15 protein-coding genes are annotated in these 20,616 nt (G+C 56.7%); 11 read left to right on the top strand and 4 right to left on the bottom strand.

Annotation, left to right across the window (positions count from 1 at the left end; translation table 11 throughout):
- Positions 1-147: 147 nt before the first annotated feature.
- Entirely contained in the window at positions 148-3,816 is a 3,669-nt protein-coding gene (locus RBB44_RS08485) for a vitamin B12-dependent ribonucleotide reductase (protein WP_306146960.1), read from the top strand.
- Positions 3,817-4,153: 337 nt separating this feature from the next.
- Positions 4,154-6,067, top strand: coding sequence for an amidohydrolase (locus RBB44_RS08480; protein ID WP_306146959.1), 1,914 nt, complete (start codon positions 4,154-4,156; stop codon positions 6,065-6,067).
- Between the two features lie 348 nt (positions 6,068-6,415).
- Here RBB44_RS08480 and RBB44_RS08475 read toward each other — a convergent pair whose 3' ends face one another.
- A complete protein-coding gene (locus RBB44_RS08475; RefSeq protein WP_306146958.1) occupies positions 6,416-7,234 on the bottom strand; it encodes an NmrA family transcriptional regulator in 819 nt (272 codons plus the stop codon).
- Between the two features lie 75 nt (positions 7,235-7,309).
- Positions 7,310-8,218 (bottom strand): haloalkane dehalogenase, encoded by a 909-nt coding sequence (locus RBB44_RS08470; RefSeq protein WP_306146957.1) that lies wholly within the window; start codon positions 8,216-8,218, stop codon positions 7,310-7,312.
- Between the two features lie 130 nt (positions 8,219-8,348).
- Here RBB44_RS08470 and RBB44_RS08465 point away from each other — a divergent pair, with 130 nt between their 5' ends.
- From RBB44_RS08465 to RBB44_RS08445, 5 genes are all read left to right on the top strand, one after another.
- Entirely contained in the window at positions 8,349-8,978 is a 630-nt protein-coding gene (locus tag RBB44_RS08465) for a TetR/AcrR family transcriptional regulator (protein ID WP_306146956.1), read from the top strand.
- Positions 8,979-9,126: 148 nt separating this feature from the next.
- Complete coding sequence (locus RBB44_RS08460; protein WP_166672743.1) at positions 9,127-9,540, top strand: antitoxin Xre-like helix-turn-helix domain-containing protein; 414 nt, start codon at positions 9,127-9,129, stop codon at positions 9,538-9,540.
- Between the two features lie 3 nt (positions 9,541-9,543).
- The gene (locus RBB44_RS08455; protein WP_306146955.1) at positions 9,544-10,236 is read left to right on the top strand and encodes an RES family NAD+ phosphorylase; all 693 of its coding nucleotides are present in this window, start codon (positions 9,544-9,546) and stop codon (positions 10,234-10,236) included.
- Positions 10,237-10,488: 252 nt separating this feature from the next.
- Positions 10,489-11,304 (top strand): ABC transporter substrate-binding protein, encoded by an 816-nt coding sequence (locus RBB44_RS08450; protein ID WP_306146954.1) that lies wholly within the window; start codon positions 10,489-10,491, stop codon positions 11,302-11,304.
- Positions 11,305-11,533: 229 nt separating this feature from the next.
- Entirely contained in the window at positions 11,534-13,123 is a 1,590-nt protein-coding gene (locus tag RBB44_RS08445; RefSeq protein WP_306146953.1) for a cation:proton antiporter, read from the top strand.
- Between the two features lie 18 nt (positions 13,124-13,141).
- On the opposite strand, the gene RBB44_RS08440 is transcribed toward RBB44_RS08445, so the two are convergent.
- Positions 13,142-14,152, bottom strand: coding sequence for a cytochrome d ubiquinol oxidase subunit II (locus tag RBB44_RS08440; protein ID WP_306146952.1), 1,011 nt, complete (start codon positions 14,150-14,152; stop codon positions 13,142-13,144).
- 6 nt (positions 14,153-14,158) lie between these two features.
- Positions 14,159-15,535: a cytochrome ubiquinol oxidase subunit I gene (locus RBB44_RS08435; RefSeq protein WP_306146951.1), complete on the bottom strand. Its 1,377-nt coding sequence runs from the start codon at positions 15,533-15,535 to the stop codon at positions 14,159-14,161.
- Positions 15,536-15,854: 319 nt separating this feature from the next.
- Here RBB44_RS08435 and RBB44_RS08430 point away from each other — a divergent pair, with 319 nt between their 5' ends.
- The 4 genes from RBB44_RS08430 (at position 15,855) to RBB44_RS08415 (ending at position 20,602) form a co-directional block, all read left to right on the top strand.
- Positions 15,855-17,456: an arylsulfatase gene (locus RBB44_RS08430; protein ID WP_306146950.1), complete on the top strand. Its 1,602-nt coding sequence runs from the start codon at positions 15,855-15,857 to the stop codon at positions 17,454-17,456.
- A gap of 62 nt (positions 17,457-17,518) precedes the next feature.
- On the top strand, positions 17,519-17,755 hold the full coding sequence (locus RBB44_RS08425; RefSeq protein ID WP_306146949.1) for a hypothetical protein: 237 nt from the start codon (positions 17,519-17,521) through the stop codon (positions 17,753-17,755).
- 8 nt (positions 17,756-17,763) lie between these two features.
- Entirely contained in the window at positions 17,764-19,449 is a 1,686-nt protein-coding gene (locus RBB44_RS08420; protein WP_306146947.1) for an alkaline phosphatase family protein, read from the top strand.
- Positions 19,450-19,570: 121 nt separating this feature from the next.
- Entirely contained in the window at positions 19,571-20,602 is a 1,032-nt protein-coding gene (locus RBB44_RS08415; RefSeq protein WP_306156123.1) for a formylglycine-generating enzyme family protein, read from the top strand.
- Positions 20,603-20,616: the final 14 nt, after the last annotated feature.

Here is a 20,616-nt window from a genome sequence, read left to right as displayed (position 1 = left end):
GAGACGCTAGATACAGACATCCAGTCTGTGACATACAGACTCAAGACCCGGCGGCAGAGGCCAGTTACGACACCACGCCGGGCGAATGTGGAAATGATCAATCGGTTCGGGGCGAACCGTCGGGGATTTTAAAGGGGACTTGAGAAAATGCGGATCGAGCGGCGCTACACCAAGGAAGGCCAATCGCCTTACGCCAGCATAGACTTCCGGACAGCAACCAGTGAAATCCGGAACCCGGATGGATCGATTGTTTTCCAGCTGAAGGACATTCAGGTTCCGGCACAATTCTCTCAGGTCGCATCTGACATCCTCGCTCAAAAATATTTCCGCAAGGCAGGCGTTCCGGCCAAGCTGAAGCCGGTGGAAGAGAATACGGTTCCTTCCTGGCTGTGGCGGCAGGAAGCAGACGAGAAAGCTCTAGCAAAACTCCCCGAGGACGAGCGCTACGGCTCTGAAATGGATGGCCGCCAGGTTTTTGACCGGCTGGCAGGCACCTGGACCTACTGGGGCTGGAAAGGTGGCTATTTCGACACCGAATCCGACGCCCAGGCCTTCTATGACGAGCTGCGTTACATGCTCGCGACTCAAAAAGTCGCTCCGAACTCCCCGCAATGGTTCAACACCGGTCTTCACTGGGCATACGGCATCGATGGCCCGAGCCAGGGCCACTACTATGTCGATTTCCAGACCGGCAAGCTGACCAAATCCAAAACCGCTTACGAGCACCCGCAGCCGCATGCGTGCTTTATCCAGTCCGTTGGCGACGACCTCGTCAACGACGGCGGCATCATGGACCTGTGGGTGCGTGAAGCGCGCCTCTTCAAGTACGGCTCCGGCACCGGCTCCAACTTCTCTCACGTCCGTGCTGAGGGTGAAAAACTTTCCGGCGGCGGCAAGTCGTCCGGTCTGATGAGCTTCTTGAAGATCGGTGACCGGGCCGCAGGCGCCATCAAGTCCGGCGGCACCACCCGCCGCGCGGCGAAGATGGTCGTGGTCGACGCAGACCATCCGGACATCGAGGAGTACATCAACTGGAAGGTCAAGGAAGAGCAGAAGGTTGCAGCCCTCGTGACCGGCTCCAAGATCTGCCAGAAGCACTTGACCGCCATCATGCGCGCCTGCGTCAACTGCGAAGCGGACAACGGTGATTGCTTTGATCCGGCGAAAAACCCGGCGCTGAAGCGCGAAATCCGCGCAGCCAAGAAGATGATGGTGCCGGAGAACTACATCCAGCGCGTCATCCAGTTCGCCAAGCAGGGCTTCACCAAGATCGAATTCCCGACCTACAACACGGACTGGGATTCCGAAGCGTACCTGACCGTTGCCGGCCAAAACTCCAACAACTCCGTCCGCGTCACCGACGGCTTCCTGAACGCTGTTGTTGAAGACAAAGAGTGGGACCTGACCGCGCGCAAGACCGACACCGTACTTAAAACGGTCAAGGCGAAGGAGCTTTGGGAGCAGATCGGTTACGCAGCCTGGGCGTCTGCTGACCCGGGCCTTCAATACCACACCACCATCAACGACTGGCACACCTGCCTTGCCGATGGCGAAATCCGCGCGTCGAACCCTTGCTCGGAATACATGTTCCTGGACGACACGGCCTGTAACCTGGCGTCCTTGAACCTGATGCAGTTCCGCAATGAAGACGGTTCGTTTGCCATCGACAACTACGAGCATGGCGTCCGTCTGTGGACCATTGTTCTTGAAATCTCGGTGCTGATGGCGCAGTTCCCGTCCAAGGAAATTGCCGAGCTGTCCTACAAGTTCCGCACCTTGGGTCTTGGCTATGCCAACATCGGCGGCCTTCTGATGACCTCCGGCATTCCATACGACTCCGACGAAGGCCGCGCCATTTGTGGTGCCCTCACCGCGGTCATGACCGGTGTGTCCTACGCCACTTCTGCCGAAATGGCCGGAGAACTCGGCTCCTTCCCGGGCTACAAGAAAAACGCCAAGCACATGCTGCGCGTCATTCGCAACCACCGCCTGGCCGCCCACGGCGAAGCTGACGGTTATGAGGGTCTGAACACCAATCCGGTGCCGCTCGACCATGCGTCTTGCCCGGAACCAATCCTGATCGACCGCGCCAAGAAGGCCTGGGACCGTGCTCTGGAGCTTGGCGAGAAGAACGGCTTCCGCAACGCCCAGTCCACCGTGATCGCCCCGACCGGCACCATCGGTCTGGTCATGGACTGCGACACGACGGGCATTGAGCCGGACTTTGCTCTGGTGAAGTTCAAGAAACTCGCGGGCGGCGGATACTTCAAGATCATCAACCGCGCAGTTCCTGAAGCCCTGCGCAAGCTCGGCTACTCGGAAAGCGAAATCGGCGAGATAGAAGCTTACGCCGTGGGCCATGGCTCTATCGACCAGGCACCGGGCATCAACCCGGCCTCGCTGAAGACCAAGGGCTTTACCGACGAAAGCCTTGCCAAGCTGAAAGACGGCATGAAGTCCGCTTTCGACATCAAGTTCGTCTTCAACCGCTGGACGCTTGGCGACGATCAGATGAAAGCGCTCGGCGTGACCGACGAGCAGCTGGAAGATCCGGAATTCGAACTTCTGTCGTTCCTCGGCTTCTCCAAGGCTGACATCGAGGCTGCCAACACCCATGTATGCGGCGCGATGACCCTGGAAGGCGCACCGTTCCTGAAGGAAGAACACTACCCGGTGTTCGACTGCGCCAACCCGTGCGGGCGCATCGGCAAGCGTTTCTTGAGCGTCGAAAGCCACATCCGCATGATGGCTGCAGCCCAGCCGTTCATCTCCGGCGCGATCTCCAAGACGATCAACATGCCGAACGATGCGACCGTTGAGGACTGTAAGGAAGCATACATGCTCTCCTGGAAGCTGGCGCTGAAAGCCAACGCGCTGTACCGCGATGGTTCCAAACTCAGCCAGCCGCTCAACTCCCAGCTGCTCAGCGACGACGACGATGAAGCCGAGGATGCGGCAGAAGAAATCGCAGCTCTCCCGGCAGCTGCCAAGGCAGAGGTCGTTGCCGAACGCATCGTCGAGCGCATCGTGGAACGCGTGGTGCGCGAGCAGGAAAAACTGCCGACCCGCCGCAAGGGCTACACCCAGAAGGCAAAGATCGGCGGGCACACCGTGTTCCTGCGGACCGGCGAATATGAAGACGGCCGTCTCGGTGAGATCTTCATCGACATGAACAAGGAAGGCTCCGCCCTTCGCGCGTTCATCAACAACTTCGCCATCTCCGTCTCGCTCGGCCTGCAATACGGCGTACCGCTCGAAGAGTATGTCGACGCCTTCACCTTCACCAAGTTCGAGCCGGCAGGCATGGTTCAGGGCAACGATGCGATCAAGAACGCAACGTCGATCCTCGACTATATCTTCCGCGAGCTGGCTGTGTCCTATCTTGGCCGCCATGAACTGGCCCACGTTCCGCCGGAAGTCTTCAGCGGTGACAAGGTTTCGGCTGGCACCATGAAGGACAAGAAGGACAACGGCATGGTGTCCCATGGCCTCGTCCGCGGTCAGACCGAGCGGTTCCGCCTGGTCTCTGATGAGCCGGCAGGTGAAGTCACCCAGGCGATCACCGCAGAACTCGCCGGCACCCCGGCAGCACAGACATCTGCCGTCGCAACGGCCTTTGCCCGCGGCGCGGAAGCGGCGGTTGCCGTAGAAGTCTCCCCGGCCCCGCAGGTCAAGACAGCGGCTCAGCAGATCGCCCAGGCCCGGATGAAGGGCTATGAAGGCGAAAGCTGTGCGGAGTGCGGCAACTTCACCATGGTGCGCAACGGCACTTGCCTGAAATGCGACACCTGCGGCAGTACTTCCGGCTGCAGCTAAGACCTCAGCCGGGAGTTCGCCCAGACCGGCCACCGCCGGTCTCAGCGCGGCTCCCGGCGCCCAGCACTAAAAAACCCGCCCATCGGAGACGATTGGGCGGGTTTTCTCTTGCCTCTGCCGTCCAACCGGCATCTGCCTCCCCCCAACTCCGCACTGCGATGGCAGAAGCGACTGCCAAACCTAAACCGGGGAATATCGAAAGCTTGCGCTTTTCGGGTATCTGATCAAAGGCACAAAGACGGACATAAAACGCATATGACCGCAGCGGACAGTAACGCGCCGCTTGAAACGGCCTACCGTGCTAGAGTGTTGGTGCAGTTAGACTGCGGAGGACCAAATGCCAATAAAACGCCTTATCGCGGTGTGCGTGCTAACCTGCGGGGTGGCCACGCAATCGTTTGCCCAGGAAATCGCAGACCGAATCTGGATGGGCGGCCCCATTCACACGATGAATGATGCGGCAATGACCGTTGATGCTGTTGCCGTTAAGGACGGGCGCATTCTTGCCGTCGGATCGCGGGACACTGTCCTGGCACATAGCGGTGACAGGACCGAGCTCGTTGATCTGGGCGGGCGGACCATGGTCCCCGGCTTCATCGACTCGCACGGACACGTGGTGATGGGCGGCATACAGGCTCTGTCGGCCAACCTGTTGGCCCCGCCTGACGGGACAGTTCAGGACATTGCCAGCCTCATTGATCAACTCAAGGACTGGACGGATGAAAACCGGCGAACTGTCGAAGCAGTCAATCTGATTATCGGGTTCGGCTACGATCCCGGTCAGCTCGCCGAGCAGCGCCACCCGACACGGGAGGACCTTGATCAGGTGTCGGCGGAGTATCCGGTCTATATCGTGCATCAGTCCGGACATATCGGAGTCACCAACACCAAGGGTCTGGAGGTTCTCGGGATCACCACTGAGACGGAAGAGGTCCCGGGCGGTGTCATCCGGCGCATGAGCGGGAATGAACCTGATGGCGTGCTGGAGGGCAACATCCATTTCAGCTCACTGGGCAAGCTGTTCGCGGCGCTCGGTGATGACGGGATCCTTGAACTTGGCCGCGCAGGCACACAGCTCTGGGCGAGTTATGGGTTCACGACGGCTCAGGAAGGCCGCGCCGTCCCCGTCGTGGTCGATGCTCTCAACACGCTGGCGGATCTGAAGGAACTTGAGATCGATGTCGCAGTCTACCCGGATGTCATGGTGGACCGGGACTTTGTGGCAGCCAATCATTCCCGCACTTACACCAATCGGGTCCGCATCGCCGGAGGCAAATTTACGCTGGATGGCTCGCCGCAGGGGTTCACGGCGCTTAGGGACCGTCCCTATTACGACCCGGTTGGCGACTATCCGCCGGGCTATATGGGGATTGCCTATGAAACCATGGAAACTGTCATCGACATCGTCGATTGGGCCTTCGAAAACGATATTCAACTCCTGTCCCATGCAAATGGCGAAGGCGCATCCGACAGGCTGATTGCCGCCATTGCAGCGGCCACGCAAAAACATGGTGCGGCGGACAGACGGCCTGTTCTAATTCATGGCCAGTTCCTTCGTGAGGACCAGGTGGATGCCTACAAGCGGCTGAATGTCTTCCCGTCCCTGTTCCCGATGCATACGTTTTACTGGGGCGATTGGCACCGCGATCACACGGTCGGCCCCGCACGTGCCGACAACATCTCGCCAACGGGATGGATGGTACAGCGGGGCATGATGTTTGGCAGCCATCACGATGCGCCGGTGGCATTTCCAGATTCCATGCGGGTGCTGGATGCCACTGTCACCCGGCGCTCGCGCAGCGGCGACATCATCGGGCCTGCGCAACGCGTGGACGTGATCACCGCTCTCAAATCAATGACACTCTGGGCGGCCTATCAGCATTTCGAGGAAGACGACAAGGGGTCCATCGAACCCGGCAAACTTGCTGATTTTGCGATCCTGTCTGGCGACCCTTTGGCCATAGACCCCGAAAATCTGGAAACGCTTCGCGTGGCACAGACGATCAAAGAGGGAAAGACGATCTTTGACAGGGCCGCAGATCGGGGCAACCGGATTGAACCGGGTAGCATCGCTGAACGGTCCTATGCCGGTGCGATCCGGGGGATGGTTGTCCAGCACGAGCTGGCTTCTGTGCCTGCGTCGTTGCAGGACAATTTCATTGTCCGTGCCGGATTGATGGCCGGCCGCCACACCAATGCCTGCGTCCCGAGCGCTCTGATGGCCATTTTGACCGGGGCAGAGAACGGATGACTTGTTGTTTTGAGTTTGGTGTTCCCCGACAGTCGATCCAAACGTGAGCTGTCGATAACCTGAAACAAACACCCGATTGCGTTGGACCCATGTTGTCAATTTGAGCCAACAAAGACGGCTGAAGCTAACACCATCGGTCTCAGCGCGGCTCCCGGCGCCCAGCACTAAAAAAGCCCGCCCATCACTGACGATCGGGCGGGTTTTGTTTATGGGGTTGGACAGTTTCCGTTTCGGATGGTGATACGTTCTTTCCGTCCACTGGGATAAAGGTTTGCGTTCAACCCAAACCTCGCCCATCACCAACCTCTGACGGTCGGTTTCCATTGGGTGGTGATGAACTTCAGACAGCTACTTCCAGCAGCCCGCCGCGTGGGCATCCTCAGTAAACTGCGCAAACGTTCTCGGTTCCCGGCCGAGGGCGCGCTGCAGACCATCCGCGGTGCTTGCATTCTTGCCGTCAAGGATCTCAGCCACAAGACCGGCGACAAAGGCGGCGTCTTCGGCAGGAAACCCGGCGGCAATCAAGGTGCCTTTAAACTCTTGCGGCGTGGATGTGCGATACGCCACGTCCCGTCCGGTCACTCTGGCGATAAGACGAACTGCCTGGTCCCAGGTGAGCAGCTCTCTTCCTGTGATTTCATAGACTTCACCGGTGTGACCGTCGTCCAGCAAGGCCGCGACAGCAACATCCGCAACGTCTTCCAAATCAACCCAGGGCTCTCCTGCCCCAGAATCCGAAGCCGACACCTCTCCTGCCAGCACATCGTCCAGAAACCCGCCTTCGCTAAAGTTTTGCATGAACCAGCTGGGCCGCAGGATTGTCCACTCCAGGGACGAGCCCATAAGAAGCTCTTCGCAGGCTTGCGCCCGCGCCTCGTTGCGTTCCGACAACAAGACCATGCGGCGCAGTCCTGCCGCTTCGGCCGCCTTTACGAAAGCGTCGATCACTCCGTGCGCGGACGGGACCGCAAGGTCGGGTGAATAGGCTACATAAGCGGTTTTAATGCCATTCAGCGATGCAGCCCACGTTTCCGGGTTTTCCCAATCAAAGGGGATCGGGCTGCGGCGCGTTCCATGCCGGACGGCCAGGCCGCGTGCCTCAAGCCGTTGGGCGACACGTTTGCCGGTTTTACCGGTCGCACCGATGACGAGGATTTCAGGTTCCATTGTTCAGTCCTGGGCGTGAGGAGTTGACGGCTGGCCCTAGTGTTCGGGCATAACTGTGTGATGTTTTCGGGTGTTTCAGACCTGGGCCAGGCCGAAGTGTTCAAGGGCCTTTTGGGCGATCAGTTCGCCGCCGGATTCTTGAACAAAATGTCCGCCTTCTGGGATTTCCAGAGGGTCCGGGCAGCCGTTGATCACCGTGCGCATGACATTCATGACATCCGGCCCCAGCATCTTGTCGCGCATTCCGATCGCCATGAAGCTTTCGCCGGTCCATTCTGTCGACCAGAACTTCGCAGCCCTTTGAGACACATCGACGCCCGGAGCGTCCATCGATGTCGCAATCAAAAGGGGAAACCTGCGAACGCCCGCCTTGTAGCTTTGGTCCGGGTATGGCGCCTCATAGGCGGCAGCTTCGATGTCAGAAATGACCGGCTCGTTCTTCTGCATGATGAACGGGATCGGCACGTCGGGATCTGAAACGATATCTGCTTTCCAGGCATCAAAGGCGGGGCTGTTCACCGGGCCCATCATGAGACCGGTATTCATGATCAGCAGCCGCTTGAACCTGTGCTTCATCTCCATAGGTAACGTCAAACCGAGAACGCCTCCCCAGTCCTGAACCACCAGTGTGATGTTCTTCAGATCCAAATGTTCGATAAGGGCAAGCATGTAGTTTCGATGGAAATGAAACGTGTAAACCTCATCGTCGACAGGCTTGTCGGATTTCCCAAACCCCAACCAGTCGGGTGCGATCACCCGGGCACCGGCATTGGCGAAAATCGGGATCATTTTGCGGTAGAGATAGCTCCAGCTGGGCTCTCCATGAAGCAGAAGGAAAACCTCTTCCGAGTTCGGATCGCCTTCATCGACATAATGACCGCGAAGACCCTCATATCCCTTCAGATCCTCGACATAATTGGGTTGAAACGGATAGTCGGAAAGACTGTCAAACCGGGTATCAGGGGTACGGAGTGCTTTGATCATAAGGGCACCTTCAAGGATTTGGTCATATGACCAAAAAATTAGGTCGTTTGACCAATTTCGTCAAGTCTCTATACTCAAAAACAAGGCAGGCCCTTGGGTCACAGCCATGAACCAAAAAGGAAAAAGTAAAGTGGAACAGCAGGTTGAGCGCTGGGCTCTCTCTCCAAAGGAAAGACTAATCCTCGATGCTGCACTGGAACTCCTGATCGAAACGGGAGACGCTGGCCTGACGATGCGCAAGCTCGCGGAGCGCACAGAGATGCGGCTCAGCAACGTACAATACTATTACAAGACACGGGATGATGTGCTGATTGCCATGGTGGCGGGCTACTTCGAAGAATGCACTGAAAACCTGAAGAAACTCGCGCACGAGAGCAACGCCTCAACGACCCGGGACCGGATTCGATTTCTGGTGCGGGCCGTCCTCGTCCATGGCCTGGAGATCAGTGACATGTGCCGGGCTTTTCGGGAAATATGGGCGATCTCCAGCAGGAGCGGCCTCATTGATGAGTGCCTGATAGAATACTATCGACGCTTTTCCAAGGTAGTTGTTGACTTTGCGTTTGAGGGCAAAACCGATGCTGCTTTTGCAGATCGGTTGATGACCCTGCTCATCCCCTACTTTGAGGGCTATTCAATCACAGCCCGCGCTTTGCCGCTTGATATGGACGATGCCGCTGATCTACTGACCGACTTGGCGATGTCGATTACAGTGACCGGCGGGGATTCAAAAGGACACCGATCATCGGCCCTGCAATGAACCTTCAAAGCTAAGCCCTGCATTGACGGCTCAAGTGTTCGCACATGAGAAATGAACACTGAGATCCCACCGACACCCTTGAAAAACAACAGGCCGGTTGTCATTTGACATATATAATATAAAATACCGTCAAATGATGGAGTTTGAGTTGAGCTTGCAACCGATAACATCGACGCCAGCCCACGCACAGAACCCGGTCATCACGGACGATGAAGCCGGCGCGTTGGCGCGCGCGACTGTCAACCTCTTCAAGGCCTGGGGCTTGAGCGATGCGCAATCCCGCACGCTGCTGGGCGACATGTCACAAAGCACATGGGACCGGTGGAAACGGGGCGACATCGGCCGCGTGGACCGGGACCGCAAGATGCGCATGGCGCACCTGATGGGAATACACAAAGGCATCCGCCACCTCTTCAACGAGCCAAAGCGCGGATACGCCTGGGTGAAGAAGGAAAATGACGCTTTTGAGGGCAAATCTGCCCTTGATGTCATGCTGCGCGGTGAAATGTCCGACCTTGAAAGCCTGCGCCGCTGGCTGAACGCCGAGCGTGGGGTTTGGTAGGCCATGCCGCACATCCGGCGCGTAAGGTGGGCGCGAACCTTTCGCATAATCCGCTCCCTCTACCCTCCCATTGATTTGTTTGAAGACATCGCCGACCCAAAAGACTGGGAAGCTCTGGCTTCGGTCGAGGCAAAAACCAACCCGCGCGTGCGCGGCGAAATCGGCGACCTTGGCAAAGTCCCGGTTCATCGACGCGTTTCCGGTCCCGGCGCCAGCTATGTCATGGCACCGTTTGTCCATTGCTCTCCGCTGAGGCCCGGTCGGTTTTCCGATGGCAGCTACGGGATCTACTACGCGGGCAATTCAGAGAACGTGGCTCTCGCGGAGACAATTTATCACCATGCAAGGTTCATGGCCTCAACACGCGAGGACGCCGGATGGACATCCCAGTTCCGGCTTTTGGTCGGGTCTGTCGACGCGGACCTGACAGACGTCAATGATGTACCAGGTGTCCTTCATGCCTCCGATTATGGCATCTCCCAGAAGGCAGGCGCCGAAATCCGAGCCTCAGGCAGCGCCGGCCTCGTCTGGAACAGCGTCCGTTGTACGAGCGGTGAATGTTTGGGGGCGTTCTGGCCGGACGTGGTTTCGATCCCTGTCCAATCCTCGCACTTCAGCTATCACTGGAATGGTGACCGGGTTGATTTCGTTAAACGCCTGGACACTGGGGAAGTCTTAGAAGTGACAGACCCGTGAAGTTTCCCGGACGAAACCTGCCATCATTTGCTTGCGATTTTAGCAAATCACTTTGCCTAAAATTGATGCTTTTAACACCCTGAGTAATGTATTTTTAAAATGCACGCAGCTTTTCAAATATCTTCCCCGATGATTTCTTCAAATTAAACGACTTTGTGACGCCGATATTATTTACTTTTTAAATCTCAGACTTTTAACTTCTACAGGTGTTACCGGGTAATGCTTCCATAGCGTGGTTGGATAAAGCAGTAGATGTCAGATCCAAAAGCAGTGAAGCGGTTTGCGAGGGGTTTGTCCCGTCGATGGCGAGCGGTTGTTGCCGCCGGTTTGCTTCTCACAGCGGCAGCGTCCTATGGGGAGCCTGTTCAAGCCGAGACCACATTTCCAGAGCTCAAGCTTCTTTCCGAAGACTGGAAACCCTACCACTATGTCGAAGATGGCGTGGTCAAAGGTCAAACAGCCGATCTCTTGGACAAGATCCTTCAAAAAGCCGGGTCGACCCAAACTCGAGAGGATATTGTATTCCTTCCCTGGGCACGAGCTTTTCACCAAGCACAGATTGATGCAAATACGGTTCTGTTCTCCACGGGCCGCACGCCCGAACGGGAACGCCTTTTCAAATGGGCAGGCCCGATCCTCAAATTCGATTCCTATTTCATCGGCAAAAAGGAACGGAACTTTCAAATCGAAAGGTCAGAAGACCTCCATCAATACAAGGTCGGCGTCGTAATTGATGGGGCCAGTGCGGTTTTTGCAAAGCGGCACGGTATTCCGGAAGAAAACACCACGTTCAACAGCCAAGGCATTTTTAATGTCAAAATGCTGGCCGCCGACCGGATCGATTTCATCCCGATCCAGTGGAAAAACTTTGCAAGGCTCGCAGCCAAGGCAGGAATAGATCCCGCCGAGTTCGAACCGGTGTTTCTGGCAGATACTGTAAGTCTGAACTTCGCCTTCAATCTGAAGACGGCCGATGGCGTTGTTGACCAATTTCAGACAGCACTCGAAGAGGTTCTTGGGCTTCAAGAACAGGCCAAAGGTGAGACGCCCACACGCGAAGTGAACTGACGGGTTTGCTATCCCTTACGGTGTGACGCGTCTTTATGCCCATTGCCTTCTCCTCAGTGAAGGCAAATCGAGGGGCCTGATGTTTTTCAATTTGAAAGACCAAGTTATCGGTTCGAAGTCACGCCCCCGGACCCAGTGATTGAATCGACCCAAGACGATTGATGTGCGCAGGGAATCGCCCAAGAATTGACGACTACCGTTAGGGCACGAACCAACAGGTGAGACCGGCATGCACTTTGAAGTCTTTGCGATCGGAACAGCGTTCGTGTTCGGGCTCGCTGTCCGGCAGGTAGGCCTGCCGCCGCTTGTTGGCTTTCTGGCTGCAGGCTTTTTCATCAACCTGATCGGACCGCGCTTTGGAATGCCGGGCGAAACGGGCCCAATTCTTGATTACGTCGCCGAACTCGGCGTTTTGATGCTGTTGTTCACCATCGGTTTGAAGCTGAAACTCAGGCAGATAACCGAACCGCAAGTGGTTGGCGGCGCGCTGATCCATTTTATCGTGTCCATTGGCGTGTTCACACCGATCATCTGGCTGCTCTTCACATCCGAATGGATGGGTGCGCTGCTTGTTGGCATCGCCCTCGCCTTTTCCTCCACTGTGCTCTCGGCAAAGATCCTTGAGGCCAAGCGCGAGCTCGGCACATTTCATGGGCGGACCGCCATCGGCATCCTGATCGTGCAAGACATTATCGCGCTGGTGGTTTTGGCAATCTTTGCAGGCAAGCTGCCAGGTCCCTGGGCTCTTTTGATTTTCGCAACACCTTTGCTGAGGCCGGTCCTGTTCAAGTTGCTGGATCTAGCAGGGCACGACGAAGTCTTGTTGTTGACGGGCATGATGCTCAGCCTTGTGATCGGTGGTGTCGGTTTCGAGATCATCGGATTGAAAGGCGAGATCGGTGCGCTCGTTATGGGGCTTCTGCTCTCCGGTCACCCTCGGGCAGGTGAATTGTCCAGCTCACTTTGGGCGCTCAAGGAAGTCTTCCTGATCGGCTTTTTTCTATCGATCGGAATGTCCGGGCTTCCGGACTGGAATGCGATCGTCTTTGCGTTGGTTCTGGCAGCACTGTTGCCCTTGAAAGGCGTCCTGTTTTTTGCTGTCCTGATCGCTTTCAAACTCCGGGCAAGAACCTCCTTCGTCACGGCCTTATCGCTGACAGCTTATAGTGAATTCGGCTTGATCGTCGCGGCCGGGATCCCGGCTGCTCAGGACTATCTCGTCCCTCTTGCAATTGCTGTGTCCGTGTCTTTCCTGATAGCCGCCCCCCTTAATCGCTTTGCGCACCAGATCTTCGAACGGTTCGAACCTCAATTGCAACGGTTTGAACTGTCGACGCGCCACCCGGACGAACAACCAAAGGACCTTGGAGACACGGATATCTTGGTATTCGGGATGGGGCGCACCGGGACCGCCGCCTACAATGCTCTGATTGAAAAAGGGCACCGCCCCATTGGCTTGGATGCAGACATCTATAAGGTCCAGGGCCATGCGGAAGCTGGGCGCAATGTCATCTTTGCGGACGCAGAAGACAGCAATTTCTGGAATAGCGTCGACCTCAGCAAAATCACCGCAGCGGTTTTGGCAATGGATGATCTTGAGGCCAAACTGATCGCAGCACGCATGCTGCGGGCCAGTGGCTTTTCCGGCACGATCGTAAGCCATGCCCTGCATGCCGATCACGTGGCTCAAATCACCGAAGCCGGGGCGGACCAAACATTTCTGACCATGCAGGAAGCCGGGCAAAGCCTTGCCATCCATGCCCTTGAAACAACCGGTTCCGAAAACTCGGCAGAGGGAGAGAAAGCAGCACCGGCCTAGTCCCCTTCTAACCAAGATCTAGTCGTAGCGCAGCTCGGTCGCCTTGCCGCGGAAGACGGTGTAGGCGAGGATTGTGTAGCCGATGATCACCGGCAGTACGAACAAGGCCCCAAGCAGGATGATAAACAGGCTTTCCGGCGCACTTGCACTTTCATAAAGGGTGAGCTGCTCCGGTACCACGTAGGGGTAGAAGGAATAGGCCAGTCCTGCGAATGCCAGAAGGAACAGGCTGGCCGTTGCCGCAAATGGTACCCACGCCCACTTGTCGTCTTTGGCCGGCAGGTGCTGCAGCGCTGTGTACAGGATGAAGACCAAAAGAGCCGACATCAATGGCAGGGGCGCCAACAGGATCATCGAAGGAAAGGAAAACCATTTTTCGAAGATCCGGTCGCTGACCAACGGGCTTGCCAGCGAGATCGCACCAAAGCCCAAGACCACACCCCAAAGCCGGGTCCGGGCCCAACGGATCGCCTTCATCTGTGAGGTGCCTTCGGATTTGATGATCAGCCAGGTCGCACCGATAAAGCCGTAGCCGGCCGTCAGACAGAGCGCGGTCAAGACCCCAAAGGCAACTGTGGCAGGTGTGTGTTCCAGGCCCATGATGTAGAGGCCGAGCATATACCCCTGTGCGAGCGAGGCTGATACAGAACCAAAAAAGAACGCCTGATTCCAGCGATGCTTCTGTTTGCCGGAGGTCTTTGCGCGGAATTCGAACGCAACGCCGCGCAGAATGAGCCCGATCAGCATGACAGCAACCGGGAGATAAAGCGCGGTCAGGATGACCCCATGGGCCACCGGAAAGGCTACGAGCAACAGCCCCACCGCGAGCACCAGCCATGTCTCATTGGCATCCCAAAAGGGGCCGATCGCCGCGATCATGCGATCTTTTTCTTCCTCATCCCCGAGGGGCAAAAGGATGCCCACCCCAAGGTCAAAGCCGTCGAGCACAACATAGACGAGGATCGAGATACCCATGAGAGCAGCGAAGGCCAGCGGAAGCCAGACGGTCGGATCACCAAAAAAGGTCATGTTAACTTACTCCGCCGGGACCAGGGCCACTTGGGCAGCACCGGAATGCGGCCTGGTGTCTTCGGGGTTGCTCGCCTTGCGGGCCAGCCGGAAGATGACCGTAATGTAGGCCACCAGCAGAACCGCATAAACGATCAGGTAAGCTCCAAGCGTTGTTGCAACCATGGGCGCCGGAACATCCGCAACAGCCGCCTCGGTTGTCAGGATGCCTTGGACCAGCCAAGGCTGACGGCCGATTTCCGTTGTGTACCAGCCGGCAAGTGTCGCCAGCCAACCGGAGAAGGTCATGGCCACAAGGCCGCGCAGCAGCCACGGGTTCAAGCCGTCCACACCGCGGTTCCGGCGCATCATGATGACAGTCGCCCAGCTCATGACGAGCATCAGCACGCCTGTCCCGACCATCACGCGGAAAGACCAGAAGACCGGCGCGACCGGCGGATGAAGCGCGGTCCCATCTTCGGCATAAAAATCGTTCAAACCCGGGACCACACCAGCCGGATCGTGTTTCAGAATGAGCGACGCGCCGCTCGGAATGCCGATCTCAAAATCGTTCTGTCGCTTCTCCTCATCCGGCAGGGCGAAGAGCAACAGCGGAACATGGGACGAGGTTTCCCAGTTGCCTTCCATGGCGGCAACCTTTTGCGGCTGGTGCTCCAAGGTGTTGAGGCCGTGCAGGTCACCCGCATAGATCTGCACCGGGATGAGAATGGCTGCCATCCACGCGCCGGTTTTGAAGGTGACGCGAACGCCCTTGGACTGATCGCCGATCAGACGGCGGAAGGCCGAGATGCCGAGAATAAGGAATGCAACGGTCAAGCCGCTGGCGAGCAGCATATGCACCAAACGGTAGGGCATGGACGGGTTGAAGATGATGGCCCACCAGTCAGTGGCATGCACGATCCCGTCGCGCAGCTCAAAACCGGCAGGTGTGTGCATCCAGGAATTCAGGACAAGGATCCAGAACGCGCTGACTGTGGTTCCGAACGCGACGAGGAAGGTCGCAAGCGTGTGCAGCCAGTTCGGAACACGCGACGCACCGAACAGCATGATCCCAAGGAAAGCTGCCTCAAGAAAGAAGGCTGTCAGAACTTCGTATGCCAGCAGCGGACCAGCGACATTGCCGACGGTTTCCATAAAGCCCGGCCAATTGGTGCCGAACTGGAAGCTCATCGTGATGCCGCTTACAACGCCGAGGCCAAAGGACAGGGCGAAAATCTTCACCCAGAACATATATGCCGCCATCCAGCGGTCATCGCCCGTCGCATTAAACCTCAGTTTGAAGAACAGGAGCACCCATCCCAGCGCGATGGTGATCGTTGGGAACAGGATGTGGAACGAAATGTTGGCCGCAAACTGAATTCGGCTGAGAAGAAGTTCTTCCATGGCTCTTTCCCGGCCCGAAGGCCTGGTTGTGGTTGATTGCTAAGCCGACATATGGATGAGGGATTTCACTTACTCAATGTGAAACCGGCGAAGTGCGGCGACACGCCATGCGGCAGCCGGTCACATGCGATTTTTCAACGCTGCCGTCGCCCCTTCAGATGATGCGCAACCAAAACCTGCGCAAAGCCAAAACAAATAACGCGGCGTTATTTTTAACTTTCCCGTGAACAGATATTGCGCATAGACTGATCAAGTATGCTGAAAATTTCTTCCGCGATACAACCGCACGTACCCATCACCTCACAGATTGCGAGGCTTCATGCGTTATTCATTTATCTCCAGACGGTTAAAAGTGATTGCACTTTCAATCGCCTCCTTAGCGGTGGCAGGGATTGCCCCGATATCGGCTCAGGAAACCAAACCCAACATCCTCGTCATTTGGGGCGATGATGTGGGTCAGTCCAACATCTCTGCCTACACAATGGGCTTGATGGGTTACCGCACCCCGAATATCGACCGCGTCGCCAACGAAGGAATGATATTCACCGACTATTACGGCGAGCAATCGTGCACGGCAGGCCGCTCGTCCTACATCATGGGTCAAAGCGTGTTCCGCACTGGTCTGTCGAAGGTCGGTCTGCCCGGCGCGGATCTCGGCATGCAGGAAGAAGATCCGACCATCGCTGGTCTTTTGAAGGCCGAAGGCTACGTGACCGGGCAGTTCGGCAAAAACCACTTGGGTGACAAGGACGAACATCTGCCAACCAATCACGGCTTCGATGAATTCTTTGGCAACCTTTATCACCTGAACGCCGAGGAAGAGCCTGAAAACGCCGATTATCCGGGCGATGTCATCATGCCGGACGGGCGCACCTTCCGGGAAACCTTCGGTCCCCGCGGTGTCATCAAATCATCGGCAGACGGGACAATCGAAGACACCGGCCCACTCACCAAGAAGCGTATGGAAACGGTGGATGAGGAAACACTTGCCGCAGCCGTGGACTTCATAAAGCGGGCACATGAGCAAGGTCAGCCGTTTTACGTCTGGTGGAACGGGACACGGATGCATTTCCGCACCCATGTGAAGCCGGAAATGATGGATCAGGCGAGCGACATTGCCGGCCGGACCGTCGATGAATACACAGCTGGCATGATCGAGCATGACATGCATGTCGGACAGCTTCTGGACTTGATCGATGAACTTGGCATCGCCGACAACACCATCGTTCACTATTCCACCGACAACGGCCCGCACTATAACACCTGGCCGGATGCCGCAGCGACGCCGTTCTTCGGCGAGAAGAACACCAACTGGGAAGGTGGTTGGCGTGTTCCGTCCATGGTCCGCTGGCCGGGCAAGATCGAAGCGGGTTCCGTGTCCAACGAGATCATGCACCACATGGACTGGTTGCCGACTTATCTGGCCGCAGCCGGTGTTCCTGACATCAAGGAACAACTCAAGGACGGCGGTGTGCAAGCGATCGGACGCGAGTACAAGGTCCATCTGGACGGTTACAACTTCTTGCCCCACCTGCTTGGCGAAGAAGCCAAGGGACCGCGTCAGGAGATCTTCTATTTCTCCGACGATGGGGATCTGACCGCTCTGCGGTATGCCGACTGGAAGATGATCTTCATGGAGCAGAAGGCCTTCACGACGCTGCGGGCCTGGATCGAGCCGTTCACCCCGTTGCGTGTCCCGCTGATCTTCAACCTGCGCCGCGACCCCTATGAGCGCTCTTACAGAACGTCAAACACGTACTACGACTGGTTGATCGACCGGGTGTACCTGCTTGTACCTGCGCAGCAGTACGTTGCGAATTTCCTGGCCACTTTCCAGGAATTCCCGCCACGCCAGAAAGCGGCCAGCTTCTCGCTGGATCAGGTCATGGATAAACTCTCGACGCCAAGTGGCGCTCAATAACAACTAGATAGACAAAATGGGGCGTCATAGGATGCCCCATTCTCAGTCTCCGGAGCCAAGAAATGCCAGATATCAAAGCCATCGTGGATGAACTCAAGCAAACCCGCGACGAGGTGAAGCTGAAAATCCATTTGGGCAGCAAGGAGCTGCAGGAAGAATGGGACGAGCTGGAAAAGAAGTGGGACAGTTTCGAATCTGAGGCAAAACTCGGCGAATCCGCGCAGAACATCAGCGAAGCCACCTCCTTGCTTGGCGATGAGTTGTCCAAAGCCTTTAAGAAAATCCGGTCCGCGCTTTGATCATGCAAATGCGTTGGTTGGTTGTTGGGATCTTGGCGCTGAGTGCTGCCACATCGGCTCAAGCCGAAGCCCAGGAGCAGCCCAAGCTGGTCTTGCAGATTACCGTTGATCAGCTGCGTGGTGACTTGATCGACCGAAACATTGCGCACTTTGGCGACACTGGGTTCAAACGCCTTCTTCAAAACGGCATCTATTATACAAACGCCCATCACAGACACGCCAACACAGAGACAATTGTCGGCCACACCACACTGGCAACAGGCACCGATCCCGCCGTTCACGGAATGGTTGCCAACCTCTGGTTCGACCGGGCTACCGGGAAGCCGTTTTACAACGTTCAGGATCCTGATTATCCGCTGCTGGCGAAGTCCGGTGTCGATCAGGCTACCGAAATCGATCCGACACAGCGGGCTGCGACATCTGATGGACGCTCTCCTTCGTCGATCTTGTCATCTACCTTGTCTGATGAAATTGCGATCGCGAATGCTGGCGTTTCGAAAATATTCGGGGTGTCCGTCAAAGATCGCGGTGCCATCTCGATGGCCGGCCACGCCGGAACGGCCTACTGGTTCTCAAAGAGCGACGGCCGGTTTGTCACGTCGAGCTACTACATGGACACCTATCCAGAATGGGTCGATGCCTGGAACGACGCCGGGCATGTTCTGGCCTACGCCTATACAGATTGGGAGCTGATTGACCCTGAACACACCTATCGGTTTGCTGCCTTCGATAATGCGGAATGGGAAACCGATTTCCCGGGATTTGGCCGCACATTTCCGCATCCATTCGGAGCTTGGGACAGCAAGTACTACACGACGTTTTTGACGCTCAGCCCGGCAGGCGATGAGTTGACGGCATCGTTTGCAGAAACACTGATCGATAAGGAGGCTATCGGTTCAGATGATGTGACCGATTATCTCTCGGTCAGCTTTTCATCGACAGATTATGTCGGCCACATTTTCGGCCCATCCAGCTTGGAAGCCGAAGACAATCTGCGCCGTCTTGATAAAACCATTGGCCAGCTGCTGGACCATGTGGATCAAAAGATCGGTTTGGAACATACCCTGGTCGTTTTGTCCGCAGACCACGGCGGCGCGGAAGTCCCGGGTTACCTGGAATATCTCGGTATTCCGGCGGGCTATTTCTCTTTCGATGACATAGACAAGGAACCTGCCGCGAAAGCTCTCATTGCTGAGTTTGGGGTCGCTCAGGAGCTCATTTCCTCTTTTTCCCAGCCTTACGTCTATCTCAACGAACAACTGATTTCGGACAAAGGACTAGAAAAGGCGGACGTTGCCAGAACTCTCGCCAGAGAACTGCAAAAGATGCCGGCCATTGCCTACGCCATATCCAGCGAGGATCTCGCAAGTGCTGCGATTGCCAAGACGAGTGTCAGCGATGCAGTGCTGGCGAATTTTCATGCCTCACGGTCGGGCGACGTTTATGTCGTATTTGAACCGCACTGGTTTGTAGGTGATTTTGATGGGCTTCACGTTGCCTCCCACCATGGATCCCCCTGGACCTATGATACGCATGTCCCGATCATCTTTTCCCGGCCGGGGATGAAAGCAAGCCGCATCCCGGCGCGGGTTGAAACAGTCGACCTCGCGCCGACGGTTGCCGCCTATTTGAGGATCAAGGCACCCAGTGGCACTCGTGGTAAGATCTTGGATAAGGTCGTCCACTCTCAGTAACTTTTGATCAAACGCGTACTGCTCGATGACAACATCACTGCCAGTTATCCGAGACGTAAGGACCTACAACCGGCGATAGATCATCGGCCAAAATGGATGAGGATTGGGGATCAGTGTTTCCATGGGAGCCAGGCAACTGAAAAAAGGCAATAATTTGAGGCTGGTAATTTCCAGTTTTCTCGGACTGATCGCTCTTGCTCTGGCAATCAGCTCGGCTTCTCAGGCAAACGGTGATTTTGTTTTGCTGGACGGCGGGACCTTCACGATGGGCTCGAATGAGCACTACCGTGAGGAGGCAATTGAGCGGCAAGTCACGGTCAGTCCCTTCCAAATCAAGAAAACCGAAGTCACCAATGGCGAATTCCGCGCCTTTGTCGAGGCGACCGGCTATGTCACCACCGCCGAGCGGGACCTGGACCCCGCAGAAAACCCCAGCCTTCCAAAAGACCTGCTGCGCGCTGGATCGATGGTTTTCGCCCAGCCACCCGGCAAAGTGGACCTGACAGACTTCCGCGTTTGGTGGCGCTATGTCCCAGGCGCAGACTGGCAACACCCGGAAGGCCCCGACAGCTCAATCGAGAACATGGACGACCACCCGGTGGTTCAGATCTCACCGGAAGACGCCCGCGCCTATGCCAAGTGGGCCGGCGGCCGATTGCCGACGGAGGCGGAATGGGAATTTGCCGCTCGGGGCGGCATCGAGGGCGCAGAATACACCTGGGGCGACGGCTATGATCCGGGGCAAGGCTGGAAAGCCAACACATGGCAAGGCCTCTTTCCAAGTGTCGACACCAAGGAAGACGGCCATCACGGAACAGCTCCCGTCGGCTCCTTTCCGCCAAATGCCTACGGCCTTTACGACATGGCCGGAAACGTTTGGGAGCATGTGTCCGACTGGTGGGTGCCTGGACACCCGGAAATTGCCGCAACCGACCCGGACGGGCCACCTGAGATCCTGGCAGCCAGTTTCTCTCATCCGAGTGTCGGCGCAATGAATGTCGTCAAAGGCGGATCCTGGCTTTGCGCTCCGTCCTATTGCCTGAGATACCGACCCGCCGCCCGCCAGAATGCAGAACGCAGCCTTGGCACAAACCACATCGGGTTTCGCATCGTGAAAGATGTAGAAGCTTCAAAAGAGGGTCAGCTCAAATGAGTGGGTCAACAACG

This window comes from Roseibium sp. MMSF_3247 (assembly GCF_030733765.1).
Lineage (GTDB): Bacteria > Pseudomonadota > Alphaproteobacteria > Rhizobiales > Stappiaceae > Roseibium.
This window is presented reverse-complemented; position numbering and strand designations above follow the sequence as displayed.

Coding starts and splice junctions, on each gene's coding strand:
- RBB44_RS08475 (WP_306146958.1), bottom strand. CDS start 7,234: ATGGAACCTGAAATCCTCGTCATCGGTGCGACCGGTAAAACCGGCAAA.
- RBB44_RS08415 (WP_306156123.1), top strand. CDS start 19,571: ATGGGAGCCAGGCAACTGAAAAAAGGCAATAATTTGAGGCTGGTAATT.
- RBB44_RS08450 (WP_306146954.1), top strand. CDS start 10,489: ATGTCAGATCCAAAAGCAGTGAAGCGGTTTGCGAGGGGTTTGTCCCGT.
- RBB44_RS08430 (WP_306146950.1), top strand. CDS start 15,855: ATGCGTTATTCATTTATCTCCAGACGGTTAAAAGTGATTGCACTTTCA.
- RBB44_RS08425 (WP_306146949.1), top strand. CDS start 17,519: ATGCCAGATATCAAAGCCATCGTGGATGAACTCAAGCAAACCCGCGAC.
- RBB44_RS08480 (WP_306146959.1), top strand. CDS start 4,154: ATGCCAATAAAACGCCTTATCGCGGTGTGCGTGCTAACCTGCGGGGTG.
- RBB44_RS08445 (WP_306146953.1), top strand. CDS start 11,534: ATGCACTTTGAAGTCTTTGCGATCGGAACAGCGTTCGTGTTCGGGCTC.
- RBB44_RS08455 (WP_306146955.1), top strand. CDS start 9,544: ATGCCGCACATCCGGCGCGTAAGGTGGGCGCGAACCTTTCGCATAATC.
- RBB44_RS08470 (WP_306146957.1), bottom strand. CDS start 8,218: ATGATCAAAGCACTCCGTACCCCTGATACCCGGTTTGACAGTCTTTCC.
- RBB44_RS08440 (WP_306146952.1), bottom strand. CDS start 14,152: ATGACCTTTTTTGGTGATCCGACCGTCTGGCTTCCGCTGGCCTTCGCT.
- RBB44_RS08435 (WP_306146951.1), bottom strand. CDS start 15,535: ATGGAAGAACTTCTTCTCAGCCGAATTCAGTTTGCGGCCAACATTTCG.
- RBB44_RS08420 (WP_306146947.1), top strand. CDS start 17,764: ATGCGTTGGTTGGTTGTTGGGATCTTGGCGCTGAGTGCTGCCACATCG.
- RBB44_RS08485 (WP_306146960.1), top strand. CDS start 148: ATGCGGATCGAGCGGCGCTACACCAAGGAAGGCCAATCGCCTTACGCC.